We start from the raw sequence: 17,297 nt of genomic DNA, 5'->3' as shown, positions 1-17,297 counted from the left end.
GGCTCTTTACCGGGTGGCTTAGGCCGCCCGCTCTTCCCAGACCCGGACGAGAGCGACAATCGTCTCCACGGCCTTTTCCATGTCCTGAACGCTCACCCATTCGAGCGGTGAGTGATAGGCGTGGCCGCCGGTGTAGATGTTGGGGCAGGGCAGGCCCATGAAGGAGAGGCGCGAGCCGTCGGTGCCGCCACGAATGCTGTGGCGGACGGGTTCCAGTCCGACGCGGCGCACGGCTTCCTCGAGATTGTCCATGATCTCCGGATGGCGGTCGAGGACTTGCCGCATGTTGCGATACTGGTGCCTGACCGTGAGCGTGTGGTTCGAGCCCGGATAGGTTGCCATGACCTCCTGGGTGATCTTCTCCAGTAGCTCTTCCTTCTCTTCCAGGCCGACTTCAGTGAAGTCTCTGATAATGAGCTGCAGTCTGGCGCTTTCCATGCTGCCGGAGATGTCGACCGGGTGGATGAAGCCCTGGCGTCCGTCGGTGGTCTCCGGTGCGATGTCACGCGGCAGGCGGGCGACGATGTCGCTTGCGGCCTTGATGGCGTTCTCCATCTTGCCCTTGGCATAGCCTGGATGCATGGCGACGCCGGTGATCTCGATCGCCACACCATCGGCGGAAAAGGTCTCGTTTTCGATCTCGCCGACCGTCGAGCCATCGAGCGTATAGGCGAAGCGGGCGCCGAGCTTCTCAAGGTCGACCTTGTCGGCGCCACGGCCGATTTCCTCATCTGTCGTGAAGAGGATCTTGATCGTGCCGTGCCTGATGTCGGGGTTGGCCATGAGATGAGCGGCTGCCGTCATGATCTCGGCCACACCTGCCTTGTCGTCCGCGCCGAGCAGCGTCGTGCCGTCGGTGGTGACGATGTCGTTGCCGATCTGGTTCTTCAACTGCGGATGGGAGGCGACGCGGATCACCTGGCTGGTGTCGCCGGTCAGCGTGATGTCGCCGCCCTGGTAGTTGCGCACCAGCTGCGGCTTGACGTTCGTGCCGGTGAAGTCGGGCGCCGTGTCCATGTGGCTGCAGAAGCAGATGACCGGCACGTCCCTGGCCGTGTTGGACGGGATCGTCGCATAGACATTGCCGTGTTCGTCGAGATGGGCGTCGGTGAGACCAAGCGCCAGGAGTTCGGTGACCAAAACGCGCCCGAGATCCTTCTGCTTTTCCGTCGAGGGCTGGCTGTCGGAGGCCGGATCGGACTGGGTGTCGATGACGACATAGCGGAGGAAGCGGTCGAGAACGGTGTCGGTCATGGCAATGGCTTTCTTGGGGCTTCCTGCCGTCACTGGCTGGCTTTGGTTCCGAAGTGACGGCCGAACAGCGTGATCATTTCCTGCGTGCGAGCATTGGCGCTGTCAGCACCCAGAACCACGCCGATCAGGCGGCGGTCACCCTGGCTTGCCGATGTCACGATGTTGTAGCCCGAGGCATTGGTGAAGCCGGTCTTGATCCCTTCGGCGCCCGGATACTGCACCAGGAAGGCGTTGTGACCGCGAAATTTCATGCTGCGGAAGGTCATGCCGCGCGAGGCGAACAGCTTGTACTCTTCGGGGAAGTCCCGCAGCAGCGCCAGACCCAGACGCGCCATGTCGGTAGCTGTCGTCACCTGACGCGGGTCGGGCAGGCCTGAGGGATTGGTAAAGACCGTGCTGGTCATGCCGAGCTCGCGGGCTTTCGACGTCATCATCTGGCCAAAGGCTTCCTCGGAGCCTGCCAGCGATTCGGCAACCGCGGTTGCTGCGTCATTCGTCGAAAGCACGACCATGCCCATGACCGCTTCCTGCACGCTGATCGTGTTGCCGGCTCCGACTGCGAACTTGTAGGGCTCCTTGCCGTTTGCATTCTCGGACATCACGAGGCGCTCGGCCCACTTCAATCGTCCGGAATGCAAAGCCTCGAAGGTCAGATAGAGCGTCATCATCTTCGTCAGCGATGCCGGATAGAGAACCATATCGGCATTCTCAGCCTCGAGGATCGCACCGGTGCCAGCGTCGATCAGGATATGGGCATGACCGGGTTTCTGGACTTCGGCCGCTGCCGGCGCAGACATCGAAAGCGTTACAGCGAGGGCGAGCAGGATACGGCGGGACAGGTCTGTCATCATCGAGGAAGAGACTTCTTTCATGGAGGATGGTATGGGGGATAGCGAACTTCTCTGCCTCTGTCAGCCTTTGCAGGCGCTATCGCCCGGTTTTCCGCCATAGAATGGGCCAATGCTGCAGTCACTCTTTCGTCACACACGCTCCTGATAACGTGTTGACATTTCTCACGCACCCCACTAATGACGCCCCAACGCCGGGCCGAAACGCCCGGTGTTTGTTTTGACATGTCCCGTGGTTTTCTCCGTTCGCTGACGTGAGAATCCTGTCGGAGCCTCGGAAACGGAGGCTCAGAGGAGGGCGTGTTTCCTTAAGCGGCTTGGTAACAAACCGCTGTAACCTGTTGAGAGGAAATACGGATGAGCAAGCGCGCATCTTCCAAGTACAAAATTGACCGCCGTATGGGCGAAAACATCTGGGGCCGTCCGAAGTCCCCGGTGAACCGCCGCGAATACGGCCCGGGCCAGCACGGCCAGCGCCGCAAGGGTAAGCTTTCGGACTTCGGCGTGCAGCTGCGCGCCAAGCAGAAGCTCAAGGGCTACTACGGCGATATCCGCGAGAAGCAGTTCCGCGCCACCTACGACGAAGCCAACCGTCGCAAGGGTGACACCGGCGAAAACCTGATCGGCCTGCTCGAGTCGCGTCTGGACGCCATCGTCTACCGCGCCAAGTTCGTACCGACGGTCTTTGCTGCCCGCCAGTTCGTCAACCACGGCCACGTCACCGTCAACGGCGTTCGCGTCAACATCGGTTCGTACCGCTGCAAGGCCGGCGACGTCATCGAAGTTCGCCAGAAGTCGAAGCAGATGGTCACGGTTCTGGAATCCGTATCGCTCGCTGAGCGTGACGTTCCTGACTACATCGAAGTCGACCACAACAAGATGGTTGCCACCTTCGTTCGCGTTCCTGGCCTTTCGGATGTTCCGTATGCGGTCATCATGGAACCGAACCTGGTCGTCGAATTCTACTCGCGCTAATTGCCCGCGAGACGGATTTGTGGAAAGCCGCCCTTCGGGGCGGCTTTTTCTGTTTGCAGTGCAGCGTTCACCGGGAAAGATGACGGGGTACGAACGCGGGTAAGGGGAACGACATGGATCTGCAGCTGATCGCCGACGAGATTGTCAGTGCGCTCGAACCGCGCCTTGGCGAGGGCAAGGTGGCCGACTACATTCCCGAGCTCGCGCGTGTCGATCCGAAGCAGTTCGGGATCGCGATCACCACCGTCGACGGGAAAACCTTCAAGGCCGGCCATGCCGATACGGCCTTTTCGATCCAGAGCATTTCCAAGGTCTTCATGCTGACGCTGGCGCTCGGCAAGGCGGGCGAATCGATCTGGAAGCGGGTGGGGCGCGAGCCGTCCGGCTCCTCTTTCAATTCCATCGTCCAGCTCGAACACGAGCACGGCATCCCGCGTAACCCCTTCATCAATGCCGGTGCGATCGTCGTCACCGACATGGTGCTTGCCGGCCATGCACCGCGCGAGGCCATCGGCGAATATCTGCGCTTCATGCGCTATCTCGCCGATGACGAGACGCTGTCGATCGACGAGAAGGTGGCCCAGTCGGAGCAGCGCACCGGTTACCGCAATTTTGCGCTCGCCAATTTCATGCGCGGCTTCGGCAATCTGCAGCATCCGGTCGAACACACGCTCGGGGTCTATTTCCACCAATGCGCGCTGGCGCTGTCCTGCGTCCAGCTTTCCCATGCAGGCTTGTTTCTCGCCAATCGCGGCACCAATCCGCTGAGCGGCTTTTCTGTCGTCTCGCCGAAGCGGGCGCGCCGCATCAACGCCTTGATGCTGATGTGCGGCCATTACGACGGCTCGGGCGATTTCGCCTATCATGTCGGTCTGCCGGGCAAGTCGGGCGTCGGCGGTGGCATCCTTGCCGTTGCTCCGGGCAAGGCGTCGATCGCCGTCTGGTCGCCCGGGCTGAACAAGGTCGGCAATTCGGCGCTCGGCTCGGCAGCGCTTGAAATGCTCGCCACCCGCACGGGCTGGTCCGTCTTCGGGACTTGATCTTGCCGGTCGCAAAGGGCATTGGAGAGCCGAACAGCCGCCGAGGCCGGAGCCGAAGATGAACCTCGTCAACATGATCGACAGTCAGAATGCCGCCGCGCTTGAAAGCGAGGACGAGCTTGATCTCTCGACGGTGCATCCGGTCTTCACTAGGGCACCGCGCTCGGTCTCGTTCAACAAGCTGCGCAAGCGGCTGATCCGCCAGGTGCGCCAGGCAATGTCTGACTTCGACATGCTCAAAGGTCAGAAGCGGTGGCTGGTCGGTCTGTCGGGAGGCAAGGACAGCTACGGCCTGCTGGCGATCCTGCTCGATCTGCAATGGCGTGGCCTGCTGCCGGTCGAACTGATCGCCTGCAACCTCGACCAGGGGCAGCCGAATTTTCCCAAGCATGTCCTGCCCGAATATCTAGCCTCAATCGGTGTGAAACATCGCATCGAGTATCGCGATACCTATTCGATCGTGAAGGAGAAGGTCCCCAGCGGCGGGACCTATTGCTCGCTCTGTTCTCGGCTGAGACGCGGCAATCTCTACCGGATCGCCCGCGAAGAAGGTTGCGATGCGCTGGTGCTCGGCCATCACCGCGAGGACATTCTCGAAACCTTCTTCATGAACTTCTTCCATGGCGGCCGCCTCTCGGCCATGCCGGCCAAGCTGTTGAACGACGAGAAGGATCTCTTCGTGCTGCGTCCGCTGGCTTACGCCGCGGAAGAGGACATGGCGCGTTTTGCGCAGGCCATGGAATTCCCGATCATTCCCTGCGACCTCTGCGGATCGCAGGACGGTCTGCAGCGCAATGCGATGAAGGAGATGCTGGCTGGTATCGAAGCGAAGATGCCCGGTCGCAAGGATGCGATGCTGCGCGCGCTTGCCCATGTCGATCCCTCGCATCTGCTCGACCCGAAGCTCTTCGATTTTGCCGGGCTCGCTGTCATGACGCCGTCACAGACGGACGGCTAAGAACGACCACCTTCAACCTCAAGACCCCAAGACAGATCTTCATGCAAGGGCTCCAAGGAATGCCAAGTGGCGATCCGCGAGAGCTCGACGTATGTCTGTCATTCTGGCGTCCAGGCAGTGCAAGACGGACCAAGTGCATGATTTTTCGCGACAGTGATCTCTTCGATATCCTCGACCTTGTCAGGACGGCCGGGCAGAGGGAAATCCTTCCGAGGTTCCGCCGCTTCGATGCGCCCGATATCGTCGAAAAGAAGTCCTCGATCGATCTTGTAACCGATGCGGATCTCAAGACCGAGGCCTATCTCACTGCAGAGATTCTAAAGCGATGGCCGGAGGCGCTGGTCGTCGGAGAGGAGGCCTGTGAAAGCAATCCGGCGCTCGTATCCGCTCTGCCCGATGCAGACCTGGCGTTTGTCATCGACCCCGTGGACGGGACCTTCAATTTTCAGGCTGGTTTGCCGGTCTTCGGGACTAACCTTGCCGTGGTCAAAAGGGGCGAGACGATCGCGGCATTGATCCATGACTGCGTGCTCGCTGACACGCTGGTCGCGAGCAAGGGTGCGGGCGCGCGCTGGCTGAGGGCCGACGGCACTGTGGCCGCGATCCGGGTTGCCGCGGCGACGGAACTTTCGATGATGGTGGGCACGATATCGATCAATGACATCGGTCAGGAAGAGCGTCGGCGTATCGCCGGCAATCTGGCGCAAACCAGGATGGCCTTTGCCTATAACTGCTCGGCCTACGAATACTGGCTTGTCGCAACCGGCAAGGTTCACTTCATCGGGCACCACAAGCTGATGCCGTGGGATCATCTTGCTGGCGTTCTTCTGCATGAGGAAGCCGGTGGCGTGACGAGGAGGTTTGACGGCTCGCCTTATCTGCCCGGGCAAACGACCGGTGGCATTCTCAGTGCACCGGATGCCGATAGCTGGGAGATGATCCTGTCGAGAGTGGTTCTTGCGAGCTAGGACGATTTGCGATGGGTCGTTGGCGGGCTGCCTCCGGGTGGCTCGATCGGCAGGTCCCAGGTCTGTCGCAAACAAGACACAGGAAATGTCAGTATTTCCGGAAGTGCTTGTGACTTTGGCTGGACTGTGTCGGAGCCTTCTTGCACATTGCGGGTCAACGAAGATCCTTGAGCCTTGCTCTAGGTTTCGAGCAGTGCGTAGGAGTAGGAATGTCTGAGGTCGCTCAGCCTTCGGTGTCGAGACGTGCCGTGTTTCTCGTCGGAGGATATGAACGCAACGATGCTGCAGGCTTCTTTCGGCGCATCGGCCGCGAAATGGAGCGCTTCTGCAAGTGCTGGTCGGTCGAAGCCAAGCTGGGGGTACCGGTCGAAGCGACCGGCACCATGGCAATGACTGCGGTGGCCGATTATCGCGGGCCCGACGGTGCCTGCCGATCCGAGATCACTTTTTTGAGTTTCGACGATATCGTCAAGCATGATGGGGCCAGACCGTTCATCTCGCGGCTCTTTGCCTATCTCATTGCGTTCATCGACTATGTCGTCTCTGGAACGATGTTCCGCTTCTTTGCCACCAACTGGCGCTTCGCACTCTATTTCCTCTATCCGCTGGTCATGCTGGGGCTGTTCGTCTGGTTCGGGACGATCGCTTACCGTCTCGTGGACTGGATCGGGCTTCCCGGTGACCCGCTTCTGCCGGGACTTGCCGGCCTTGCTGTCATCTATGCTCTCGGGCGTTCTGTCGGCCGCCGCTATTTCGTCTACCATCTCATGGATCTCTGGTCGTTCAGCCGCGAGCACCTCCATTGCCGGCGCCCCGGCATGGATCAGCGGATCGATGCCTGGGCCGCGTTGATTTCGCAGCGCATGGCGCAATCGGCCTATGACGAAGTCCTGCTTGTCGGGCATTCGACAGGTGGCGCTCTCATCCTCGATGTCGCTCACCAACTGGCCGAGAGGCTGCTGGCTGAGGGCAGGCCCGTCGACTTCCAGCTGGTCACTGTCGGCTCGACATCGCTCAAGGTTGCTCTGCACCCCGCAGCATCACGGGCACGTGCCCGCCTGGAGGCACTTGCCCGTCATCACTGCATCCGCTGGACGGAGTTCCAGGCGCTGACGGACATCATCAACTTCTACAAATGCGATCCTTACACCCGTGCTGGCCTCAATCATCAGCGGGCTGATCAGTTCCCGCGGCAGTTCCAGGTGCGCATTCGCGACATGCTCGAACGCGACGCCTACAAGCGCGTGAAGAAGAACTTCTTCCGCGTTCACTATCAGTTTATTTCGGCCAATAGCCGCCCGTATTTCTACGATTTCTTCATGATCTGCTGTGGCACCCGGCCGATCGAAGCCGTAAGAGGCGATAGGCTGCCGCTATCGGCAGAGGCAGGCAAGACGGTAGAGGCGACTTCATGATCCGCATTTCCTTCATCCTCTGGGCCCTGATGCTGGTGACCTGGTGCGGCATGCGTTATCCGGCTATGCGTCGGGCGCGGCGGCAGAAGACGGCGGTCGACAAGCGCACGCCGCTCGACATTTCATTGCTCGTCTTCTGCACGTTCGGGCTGGTTGTGATGCCGGTTCTCTGGCGGCTGGAAGTCCTTGGAGGGCTGGCCGATCGCGGGCAGGGGGGGGTGACCCTTGTCCTCGGGACGCTCTCCGGGATCGCCTTTCTCTGGCTCTTCCGCCGCAGCCACAAGGATCTCGGCAAGAACTGGTCGGTGACGCTGGAAGTGCGCGAAGGACACCAGCTGGTCACCGGCGGTGTCTACGCCTATGTGCGTCACCCGATGTATGCCTCCTTCCTGCTCTGGGGCGTGACCCAGGCGCTGCTCATTCCCAACTGGATTGCAGGCCTTGCCGGACTGGTCGCCGTCTTTGCCCTCTATGCCGTCCGTCAGTCGCGCGAGGAGGCGATGATGCGGGACACCTTCGGCGCCGAATACGACGCCTATTGCGCCCGCACCAAGCGGCTGGTTCCCGGCATATTCTGAGCGCCTCAGCGACGACGAAGCGCCTGCTTGATTTCCTTGATCGACCGCTCGTGCAGCTTCGGGTTCTTGTCGATGTTGAAATGGCCGATGCCACTGATCGCCGTTTCGCCCTGGCGCAGGTTGATGTTGGCGAGTTCGCCCTTGAAGCCGGGCGCGGGCAGGACGGGTGACCAGAGGTTTTCGCCACCGGTGTAGAAGTTTAGCGTCTTCTTGACGTTGGCGGGCACCGGCCCCTTGCCGGTCGGATCGAAGCTCAGGATCAGAGCGACCGGGATCTTCATTGGCTGCAAGGCGCGTGCAACTGAAAAGGTCATGTCGGCCCCGAGCGAATGCCCGACCAAGACTATCGGGCGGGCACCCTTCGAGGCGCGGTAGCGATCGGCAATCCTGCGTGCAAAGGTCTGAGCATTCGGGAGAGACATCACCTGCGCGTTGACGCCATCCGCCTTCAGCTGCTGCCCCAGGGTATTCAGACCCGTCGAGAAAATATCGGCAAATCCGCGAAACAGGTAAACCTGGCCATTCGGCTGCTGCGGCTTTCGGGGCTTTGCGGCTTCGGCGGGCAGTACGGAGGCTGCGAGAAAGAGAGATGCGTGGGAGAGGAGGGTGCGCCTGGAAATCATGTCTGAAGGACATCCTCGAAAATGGAGTGCTTTCGGATTCATGCATGATTTGACGAGCCTGACAACCGACATGCCGGGCCATCGGCCCTGTACTTCGCCCTTGTCGGCAGGCTAGAACGGGCGCACCCCGGACGGCGCCAGATTTCGCGCCTCTCTTTCACGGATCAGAAAGGCCACTCATGACCGCGACCATCGATATCGCCGCCCTTGCAAATCTCCTGCAGGAGGCTGCCGTCGAAGAGATCCTGCCGCGCTTCCGCAATCTCGGCGACGGTGATGTCAGGATGAAGACCGAAGCGATCGACCTGGTGACAGAAGCGGACGAGGCTGCCGAGCGTGTCATCCGCAAGGGGATCGAGGCTATCATGCCTGATGCCCTGTTCGTCGGCGAGGAATCGGTCGCGGCCGATCCGGCGCTTCTCGATCGACTGAAGGGCGCCGAGCTTGCCGTCGTGGTCGATCCGATCGACGGGACCTTCAACTTCGCATCGGGGCTAACACTGTTCGGCATGATCCTCGCCGTGGTGTCCAAGGGCGAAACCATCGGCGGCGTCATCTACGACCCGATCGGTAACGACTGGGCGCTGGTAGAGAAGGGATCGGGTGCCTGGATCTATCGGCCAGATGGCAGCCAGGAGCAGATGCAGGTGCGGCCCAGCGGCCCGCTCGAACAGATGATCGGGATCGCCAATACCGGTTTCTTCGATATCGAGACTCGCCGAAAGATCCTGTCCAATCTCGCAGAGGTCCGTCTCTTCACCAGCTATCGCTGTGCCGCCCATGAATACCGGCTGCTCGGCCAGGGGCATATGGATTTTGCCATGTACAACAAGCTGATGCCCTGGGACCACCTCGCCGGCGCGCTGATGATGCAGGAGGCGGGCGCCCATGTCGCGCGCTTCGATGGTTCGCCCTACCTGCCGCATCATACGTCGGGCGGACTGCTCGTGGCCTCCGATGCCGACGCCTGGCAGGAGTTGCGCGAACGCATCTTCACCGTCGACTGATCAGGAAAAAGGCCCGGCGATGACCGGGCCTTTCGCTTTTCTGAGGTGTCTTGGATCAGACCGGCTTGTTGTGGGCCTGGAACAGCCGACCCTTCTCGCCGATCAGCACGAAGATCAGACCGATCACCGAGACCACGAAGAAGCCTGTGACCATCGGCAGTGCGGTGCCATCGAAAGCCTGGCCAATGGCCGCGCCGATGATCGAGCCGCCGATCGTGCCCATGAAGCCTAGAACCGACGACGCGGTGCCCGCGACATGGCCGAGGGGCTCCATGGCCAGCGAGTTGAAGTTCGAACCGATCCAGCCGAACTGGAACATCGCCAGCGAGAAGAAGGTGATGAACAGGAAGAAGGGCATCGGCTGGGGGCCGAGTACCTGCACCACCAGCCAGATCAGGTTGATCGCGATGAAGCCGAGCAGCGAGCCATGCGAGAGCTTGCGCATCCCGAAGCGGCCGACCAGCTTGGCATTGACGAAGGACGACAGTGCCATGAACAGGGCCACTGCCGCGAAGGCGACCGGGAACCAGACGCCCAGACCATAAATGCCGACATAGACCTGTTGGGCGGAATTGATGAAGCCGAACAGCGCGCCGAAGATGAAGGTGCTGGCGATGGTGTAACACAGCGCCACACGGTCGGTGAGGACGATGCGGAAGCCGTCGAAGATCACCTTCACGGTGAAAGGACGGACATCTGCGGGCGCCAGCGTCTCCGGCAGGCGGACATACATCCACACGCCGACGATCACCGCGATTACCGCCATGAAGACGAAGATCCAGTGCCAGTCGCCGAACAGCATGATCACCTGACCTGTGCCGGGAGCGACGACCGGAATGACCATGAAGACCATCATGATCAGCGACATGACTTCCGCCATCTGGCGGCCACCGAAAACGTCACGGACAATCGAGACCGTGATGACGCGGGTTGCAGCCGAGCCGATGCCCTGGATGAAGCGCAGGATCAGCAGTGATTCGAAGGAGGGAACAAAGACGACGGCAAGCGACGACACGACGTAGATCGCCAGGCCGATGATCATCGGAATGCGCCGCCCGAAGCGGTCGGCGATCGGGCCGTAAAAGAGCTGGGCGAAGCCGAATCCGATCAGGTAGGCGGAAACGACATACTGGCGATGATTTTCGTTTTCGACATTCAGAGCCGCGCCAATTTCCTGGAGACCCGGCAGCATGATGTCGATCGCAAGCGCGTTGAGCGCCATGAGGAATGCCATCAGCGCTATGAATTCGGCACGTCCCATTCCCCCAAGTGTCTTGGGAGGGGACTGTAATGAATCTGACATGAATAATGACCTTAGAACGGCATGAAGGCGTTGCTTGGGACAACGCCTTCATGCCTGGAGATTTTTTGAAGCCTTGCGGCTGATGTTGTCAGGCAGCGCCGCGGACGGCGATGCCCTGATCTTCGAAATGCTTCTGCAGTTCGCCCGCCTGGAACATCTCGCGAACGATATCACAACCGCCGACAAACTCACCCTTGATGTAGAGCTGCGGGATCGTCGGCCAGTTGGAATACTGCTTGATTCCTTCGCGGATTTCCATGTCGGCCAGCACGTTCACGCCCTTGTAGTCCACGCCGAGGTAGTCAAGAATCTGAACAACCTGACCGGAGAAACCACACTGCGGAAACTGCGGGCTGCCCTTCATGAACAGGACGACATCGTTGGTCTTGACTTCGTTGTCGATGAATTCGTGGGCGCTCATAGCATTCTTCCTTTTCACATGCCGTTCAAGGCGGCAGCTTCGATCTGCCGTAGAAATAGCAACACGGCTTTACTTTTGCCAGTGGCCTCTTTGTGACAGCGCCGGAATTAACGGCTGCGTTGGCGGCTGCGCTTGGCAGCCGTGCGGCGACGGCTCACTTGCTTGCGGGCAGGGGCTTTGACACGTTTCGTCGTCTTGCGGACATAGCGGCCCGTGGTCGCGGAGCGCGCCTGGCGCTTGCGCCTGCGCGTGGTGCCCTTGCGGGTCGACTTCTTGAGAATCTCCTTCAGCACGCCCTCTACGACGTCCTTGACGATGTTGCCGATCAGATCCGCCATCTTTACTCCCCCACGCCCTCGAATTCACCGGGTTTTTGTTCCCTCTGCTCTTTAAATCAGCGCAATTCTCGTCTAGCAAGCGCCACCTGCGGCGGCGAGCCGTCTATCAAGTGACCGTCTCAATGATCCAAAGCCGCATCGTGCTGCATTTTCCGGGCTTCGAACCCCTCGACGCCGAAGCCCATCGACAGCGCTACAAGCGTTCGTCAGCGCAAGCCTCGGCCGTCTGGCAGGTGCGATTTAATGTCGGGGACCTCGTGGTTGACGGGCAGGGTGCACATTTCGCGGTGAATGCCCATGGGGACAGTTATGCGGTCCGGTCGCAGATCCATGTCTTCGACCATAATGCCCTGATTTCGGCCATGCGGGCAGAGCCGCTCTGGATGCAGATTGCGAAAGGCTTCAAGGCGGGCTTTGACGTGGTGCGGCAGGGCGGTGCCTGGCGCTATTTCCGCAACGCCTGGCGCTTTGGTCTGTTCTTTCTTTTCCCCTTCCTGTTCGTGGCCGCGGGCCTCGCGCTTGCGGTGAACATCGCGGCCATTCCCTCTACCTTCGAGCTCTCCGCCTGGTGGTTCCTGCTGGCACTTCCTGCCGGCTATCTCGTCTTCCGCCACGGGGTCATTCCGTTTTCGGACCGGTACCACGTCCTGCATCTGCTCGCAGACTGGCGCCTCGCTGTGGCGGTCGCGGAAAATCGCCGAGAGATCGATGCCTTCATCGAACGGGCAGCAGACGAGGCGGCTTCTGCCTTGGAAGGCCCAGCTGACGAAATTCTTGTTACATCCCATAGCATGGGTGCGAATTTCGCCATCTCCGTGGTGGCCCGGCTTCTCGAAAGGTCTCCAGGCGCGCTCCAAGGGCGACGGCTCGTCTTCGTTACCTTGGGCGGTGCCGCCCTGCAGTGCAGCCTTCTGTCGTCTGCGTCCGTCCTCAGGCAACGGATCGGCGCGCTCGCGCGCCATCCATCCGTCGACTGGTTCGATATCCAGTGTCTCACGGACCCGATCCATCTCTATAAATGCCACACCGTTGCGCTGTCGGGACATGCAAACGCGCCGCAGCCCAAGCTTGTCTTTATCCGCTTCAAGCATGCGCTCTCTGCGGAGCGCTATCAGAAGAACCGCCGCGACTTCTTGAGAATGCACCGGCAATATGTGCTGGGACCGGATCAGCCGAGCGGTTTCGACTTCACGCTGATGACGGCGGGACCGTTGCAGGCGCGTTCGTTCGAAGCGCTGGAATCGGCAAAGCCCCCGAAACTCGAAGCCTTCGCAATATAAAAAGGCCCGCCACTGATAGGGCAGGCCTTTGGCAGTGTCTCGATCGGGTCGGCTTAAATCAATCAGGGATGCTCGTCTGCAATGCCAGCGCATGCAGCACACCGCCCATATTGCCCTTCAATGCGTCGTAGACCATCTGGTGCTGCTGGACGCGGCTCTTGCCCCGGAAGGCTTCGGCGACGACCTCGGCGGCATAGTGATCGCCGTCTCCCGCGAGGTCACGGATAACGACCTTGGCTCCCGGAATGCCGGCCTTGATCATGTCTTCGATGTCGCCTGGTTTCATCGGCATGTAATGGATCCCTCATGCAAATCAGCTATGCGAGAACTATCGTGCATTCGCAGAAGCGATTCAATGGGGCAGGCAGCGCCTACCCCATGCTCCACAGGCATGTGATCGCAGGCTTCAGGCCAGTTCGCCGTCCATAAGCGCCGGGAACCAGGCTTCGTGGGCCGTCTTGAGGTCCTCGACCGCGACAGGCTTGGCATCGCCGAGCACGACGTTCGAACCGCCAGTGCGGCCGATCCAGGGGCAGAAGACGCCTGCGGCTTCGGCGCGGACCTGGACCTGATCGACATTGGCTTCGGTGACTGTCAGGACATAGCGGCCCTGGTCTTCGCCATAGAAGACGGCGATCGGGTTCGCATCGTTCAAGGCGTTGATATGCGCACCGATGCCGGAGGCCATGGCCATTTCGGCTACGGCCAGGCCAAGGCCGCCCGAAGAGCAGTCGTGTACCGCAGTCGCAAGACCGTCCTGGATCAGGCCGCGGACGAAATCGCCGACCTTCTTTTCATGCGCGAGATCGACATGCGGGGCAGGGCCATCGGTGCGGCCATGGATGTCGCGCAGATAGACGGACTGGCCGAGATGCAAGCCCCAGCCGGACGGAGCGCCGGCCAGTAGGATCGCCTCGCCCTGAGCGGCGAAGCGGATGCGGGCCATCTTCTTCCAGTCCTTCATCAAGCCGACGCCGGCAATCGTCGGTGTCGGCAGAATGCCTTGGCCATTCGTCTCGTTGTAGAGCGAGACATTGCCCGAGACGATCGGGAAGTCGAGCGCAAGGCAGGCTTCGCCGATGCCTTTGATGGCGAAGACGAGCTGGCCCATGATTTCAGGGCGCTCAGGATTGCCGAAGTTCAGGTTGTCGGTCGCGGCGAGCGGGAGGGCACCGGTCGCAGTGATGTTGCGCCAGCATTCGGCAACCGCCTGCTTGCCGCCTTCGAAAGGATCCGCCTCGACGTAACGCGGGGTAACGTCCGAGGAGAAGGCGAGCGCCTTGGAGGCATGGCCTTCGACGCGGATGACGCCGGCATCGCCGCCCGGCAGCTGCAGGGAATTGCCCTGGATCAGCGTGTCATACTGCTCATAGACCCAGCGACGCGAGGAGTTGTTGGCGGAGCCGACGAGCTTCAGCAGGGCGTCTGCGACGTCGCCGGCCGGGATGTCGTTTTCGGCAAGCGGGGCAGGCGTCTTCGGCTCGATCCACGGACGGTCGTATTCCGGGGCTTCGTCGCCGAGTTCCTTGATCGGCAGGTTTGCGACTTCCTCGCCCTGGTGCAGAACGCGGAAGCGCAGGTCGTCGGTGGTGTAGCCGACGATCGCGAAATCGAGGCCCCATTTGACGAAGATCGCCTTGGCGACTTCTTCCTTGGAGGGTTCGAGTACCATGAGCATGCGCTCCTGGCTTTCCGACAGCATCATTTCATAGGCCGTCATGCGCTGTTCGCGCACCGGCACCTTGTCGAGATGCAGCTCGATGCCGAGGTCGCCCTTGGCGCCCATTTCGACAGCCGAGCAGGTCAGGCCGGCCGCACCCATGTCCTGGATGGCGATGACGGCGCCAGTCTTCATCAGCTCAAGGCAGGCTTCGAGCAGGCACTTCTCGGTGAAGGGGTCGCCGACCTGCACGGTCGGGCGCTTCTCTTCGATCGATTCGTCGAATTCCGCCGACGCCATGGTCGCACCGCCAACGCCGTCGCGGCCGGTCTTTGCGCCGAGATAAACGACGGGAAGGCCGACGCCCTTGGCTTCCGAGAGGAAGATGCCGTCTGCCTTGGCGAGGCCAGCGGCGAATGCGTTCACCAGGATGTTGCCGTTGTAGCGCGCGTCGAATTCGACTTCACCGCCGACCGTCGGCACGCCGAAGGAATTGCCGTAACCGCCGACACCGGCCACGACGCCGGCCACCAGATGTTTGGTCTTCGGATGATCAGGCGCGCCGAAGCGCAGGGCGTTCATGGCGGCGACCGGACGGGCGCCCATGGTGAAGACGTCGCGCAGGATGCCGCCGACGCCGGTTGCCGCGCCCTGATAGGGCTCAATGTAGGACGGGTGGTTGTGGCTCTCCATCTTGAAGACCACGACGTCACCGTCATCGATATCGACGACACCCGCGTTTTCGCCAGGACCCTGGATGACACGCGGACCCTTGGTCGGCAGTGTCTTCAGCCACTTCTTCGAGGACTTGTACGAGCAGTGCTCGTTCCACATCGCCGAGAAGATGCCGAGCTCGGTGAAGGTCGGCTCGCGTCCGATCAGGTTCAGGATGCGATCGTATTCGTCCGGCTTCAGGCCGTGGCTTGCGATCAATTCTGCGGTGATGGGACGGGAGTTGGAAACGGTCATCTGGCTCTCAGGGCAACGGGAGATCGGTGGGAGATCGGTTTCGAGGCAGGCTATAACCCAAGCCTGCGCCCGGCGCACCTGGAAAATGCGCGTAATCAAGCCTTTCCTGCCGGTTTCGGGAGGCATATGCCCTCTGTGTTCCCGACCGTCAGACGATGGCGCTGGTGCCGAGCGGCGACTGGTCGAGGATGCGGCGGACCGTCTTGAGGCCTTCGATCGATATGGCGCGATCCCGGCCCTCGCTGAAGCCAACGCGGACATGGTGATAGACCCGCGAAGAGCGGGCTGGCTTGAACTCGTCCTCATCGTCGATCAGCACGTCTGCATCGAGCACGGCCTGCTTGAATGTGCCGGACATCCAGGGTTCGGGAAGCTTCAGCCAGAAGAAGGGCAGGCGCGGATGGGAGCGGAAATCCTTGCCGGCAAAAAGCTCGCGGACCACGGTCTCCCGTTCGCCGATCTCGGCGAGCACCTTGCCGCGTATTTCGGCGGCGGCACCCGACAGCACCAGCCGGGCCGAGAGTTCGGCGAGCAGAAAAGGCAGACCGCCGCTTACCATCTTCTGGGTCACGCGCACGCGCTGGCTCATATGCGGCGGACAGGCCACCCAGCCGCCGCGCACGCCGGCCGCCACGCATTTCGACAAGCCGTTGAGCAGGAATGTCCGGTCAGGTGCCAGTTCCGCCAAAAGCGGGATCTCGTCTGCGATCATGCCACCATAGAGATAATCCTCGATCAGCCAGACATTGTACTTGCGGGCGATGTCGACGATGTCCTTACGGCGGGAGAGCGGCAGGCAGGCGAGCGTCGGGTTCTGGCCCGAGGACATGATGAAGGCTGCCTTGGGGTGTTCGCGGGCGCAGACGCGTTCGAAATCCTCGGGAAGAATGCCGTCCTGATCCGAATCGACCAGCGCGATCTGGCGGCCCATGAGGTTGGCGCTGCGCGACACCTGCGAATAGGTGAGGTGCTCGCAGACGATCCGGTCACCGGCGCCGCTGACTGCGGCGACAACGGCATTGATGCCAGCATGCACGCCAAGCTGCGGCAGGACCTGCTCGGCCTCCGGCTGCCAGCTACCCGAAGCGAGCCATTGCCGACCCGCCTCCAGCCAATCGGGAGAGAGTGTGCGGGTATAGCTCGAAATCTCGCCCGGATGGGCCGTGGCGATCTCCGCCATGATCCGGCCGACCGTCTCGGCCTGACCGACGTCTATCGCCGCCGTGGTGTCGAAGCGCAGTTTGCCCGGCGGCGGAACCATCGCCCGGGTGCCGCCATAATTGATCGTCACCGGGTCGCGGGCCGAAAGCTCGTTGCCGCCGCTGCTCGCCTGGACATAGGTGCCGCGGCCAACCTCGCCGGTCACCAGTCCGCGCTCTCGAAGCAAAGCGTAGGCGCGCGAGATTGTCCCTATTGTCACCCCAACATCATAGGCGAGATCGCGCTGCGGCGGCAGCTTCGCTCCATGGGGGAGGGTGCCTGATTTTATGGCGCTTTCCGCATCATCCGCAATGCGTATGTAAAGCGGACCAGTGCCGGTATCGAGTGAGGGGAGCCAATTTGTCATGAGGACAATTCTATAGATTGTCACCCTCTTCCAGTCAATTCATAGAGAATTCCTAGAAGAGAAAAACCAGGATTTGCCGCCATGGTGACAATA

At 61.1% G+C, this 17,297-nt stretch carries 17 protein-coding genes; 8 read left to right on the top strand and 9 right to left on the bottom strand.

What is annotated here, in order from left to right:
- Positions 1–18: 18 nt before the first annotated feature.
- Entirely contained in the window at positions 19–1,254 is a 1,236-nt protein-coding gene (pepT, locus tag GH983_RS09885; RefSeq protein ID WP_153762307.1) for a peptidase T, read from the bottom strand.
- A gap of 29 nt (positions 1,255–1,283) precedes the next feature.
- Positions 1,284–2,105 (bottom strand): D-alanyl-D-alanine carboxypeptidase family protein, encoded by an 822-nt coding sequence (locus tag GH983_RS09880; RefSeq protein WP_153762306.1) that lies wholly within the window; start codon positions 2,103–2,105, stop codon positions 1,284–1,286.
- A gap of 354 nt (positions 2,106–2,459) precedes the next feature.
- Here GH983_RS09880 and rpsD point away from each other — a divergent pair, with 354 nt between their 5' ends.
- The 6 genes from rpsD (at position 2,460) to GH983_RS09850 (ending at position 8,036) form a co-directional block, all read left to right on the top strand.
- A complete protein-coding gene (gene rpsD, locus GH983_RS09875; RefSeq protein ID WP_006726124.1) occupies positions 2,460–3,077 on the top strand; it encodes a 30S ribosomal protein S4 in 618 nt (205 codons plus the stop codon).
- 113 nt (positions 3,078–3,190) lie between these two features.
- Positions 3,191–4,117 (top strand): glutaminase, encoded by a 927-nt coding sequence (locus GH983_RS09870; protein WP_069041242.1) that lies wholly within the window; start codon positions 3,191–3,193, stop codon positions 4,115–4,117.
- A 58-nt stretch (positions 4,118–4,175) separates the two neighbouring features.
- On the top strand, positions 4,176–5,075 hold the full coding sequence (gene ttcA, locus GH983_RS09865; RefSeq protein WP_153762305.1) for a tRNA 2-thiocytidine(32) synthetase TtcA: 900 nt from the start codon (positions 4,176–4,178) through the stop codon (positions 5,073–5,075).
- 137 nt (positions 5,076–5,212) lie between these two features.
- Positions 5,213–6,043, top strand: a complete 831-nt coding sequence (locus tag GH983_RS09860; RefSeq protein ID WP_153762304.1) for an inositol monophosphatase — start codon at positions 5,213–5,215, stop codon at positions 6,041–6,043.
- Between the two features lie 209 nt (positions 6,044–6,252).
- Positions 6,253–7,458 (top strand): alpha/beta fold hydrolase, encoded by a 1,206-nt coding sequence (locus GH983_RS09855; protein WP_153762303.1) that lies wholly within the window; start codon positions 6,253–6,255, stop codon positions 7,456–7,458.
- Positions 7,455–8,036 (top strand): protein-S-isoprenylcysteine O-methyltransferase, encoded by a 582-nt coding sequence (locus GH983_RS09850; RefSeq protein ID WP_054149760.1) that lies wholly within the window; start codon positions 7,455–7,457, stop codon positions 8,034–8,036. The genes GH983_RS09855 and GH983_RS09850 overlap by 4 nt, the downstream gene beginning before the upstream one ends.
- Before the next feature lie 5 nt (positions 8,037–8,041).
- Here the strand turns inward: GH983_RS09850 and GH983_RS09845 are convergent, their stop codons facing one another.
- Positions 8,042–8,659, bottom strand: coding sequence for a thioesterase domain-containing protein (locus GH983_RS09845; protein WP_054149759.1), 618 nt, complete (start codon positions 8,657–8,659; stop codon positions 8,042–8,044).
- A 179-nt stretch (positions 8,660–8,838) separates the two neighbouring features.
- Here GH983_RS09845 and GH983_RS09840 point away from each other — a divergent pair, with 179 nt between their 5' ends.
- Entirely contained in the window at positions 8,839–9,666 is an 828-nt protein-coding gene (locus tag GH983_RS09840; RefSeq protein ID WP_054149758.1) for an inositol monophosphatase family protein, read from the top strand.
- A 55-nt stretch (positions 9,667–9,721) separates the two neighbouring features.
- Here GH983_RS09840 and GH983_RS09835 read toward each other — a convergent pair whose 3' ends face one another.
- The 3 genes from GH983_RS09835 to GH983_RS09825 form a co-directional block, all read right to left on the bottom strand.
- Positions 9,722–10,927 carry a multidrug effflux MFS transporter gene (locus GH983_RS09835; RefSeq protein WP_069041244.1) on the bottom strand — a complete coding sequence of 402 codons (1,206 nt, stop codon included), beginning with the start codon at positions 10,925–10,927 and terminating at the stop codon, positions 9,722–9,724.
- A gap of 130 nt (positions 10,928–11,057) precedes the next feature.
- Positions 11,058–11,390 (bottom strand): Grx4 family monothiol glutaredoxin, encoded by a 333-nt coding sequence (gene grxD, locus GH983_RS09830; RefSeq protein WP_054149756.1) that lies wholly within the window; start codon positions 11,388–11,390, stop codon positions 11,058–11,060.
- Between the two features lie 107 nt (positions 11,391–11,497).
- Positions 11,498–11,728, bottom strand: coding sequence for a hypothetical protein (locus GH983_RS09825; protein WP_153762302.1), 231 nt, complete (start codon positions 11,726–11,728; stop codon positions 11,498–11,500).
- Between the two features lie 122 nt (positions 11,729–11,850).
- Here GH983_RS09825 and GH983_RS09820 point away from each other — a divergent pair, with 122 nt between their 5' ends.
- Entirely contained in the window at positions 11,851–13,008 is a 1,158-nt protein-coding gene (locus GH983_RS09820) for a hypothetical protein (protein ID WP_153762301.1), read from the top strand.
- A 58-nt stretch (positions 13,009–13,066) separates the two neighbouring features.
- Here GH983_RS09820 and GH983_RS09815 read toward each other — a convergent pair whose 3' ends face one another.
- The 3 genes from GH983_RS09815 to GH983_RS09805 form a co-directional block, all read right to left on the bottom strand.
- Positions 13,067–13,300, bottom strand: coding sequence for a BolA/IbaG family iron-sulfur metabolism protein (locus tag GH983_RS09815; protein WP_054149753.1), 234 nt, complete (start codon positions 13,298–13,300; stop codon positions 13,067–13,069).
- A gap of 114 nt (positions 13,301–13,414) precedes the next feature.
- On the bottom strand, positions 13,415–15,637 hold the full coding sequence (purL, locus tag GH983_RS09810) for a phosphoribosylformylglycinamidine synthase subunit PurL (protein ID WP_153762300.1): 2,223 nt from the start codon (positions 15,635–15,637) through the stop codon (positions 13,415–13,417).
- A gap of 148 nt (positions 15,638–15,785) precedes the next feature.
- A complete protein-coding gene (locus GH983_RS09805) occupies positions 15,786–17,204 on the bottom strand; it encodes a PLP-dependent aminotransferase family protein (protein ID WP_153762299.1) in 1,419 nt (472 codons plus the stop codon).
- Between the last annotated feature and the right edge of the window lie 93 nt (positions 17,205–17,297).

This window comes from Agrobacterium sp. MA01 (assembly GCF_009650195.1).
Taxonomy (GTDB): domain Bacteria; phylum Pseudomonadota; class Alphaproteobacteria; order Rhizobiales; family Rhizobiaceae; genus Allorhizobium.
This window is presented reverse-complemented; position numbering and strand designations above follow the sequence as displayed.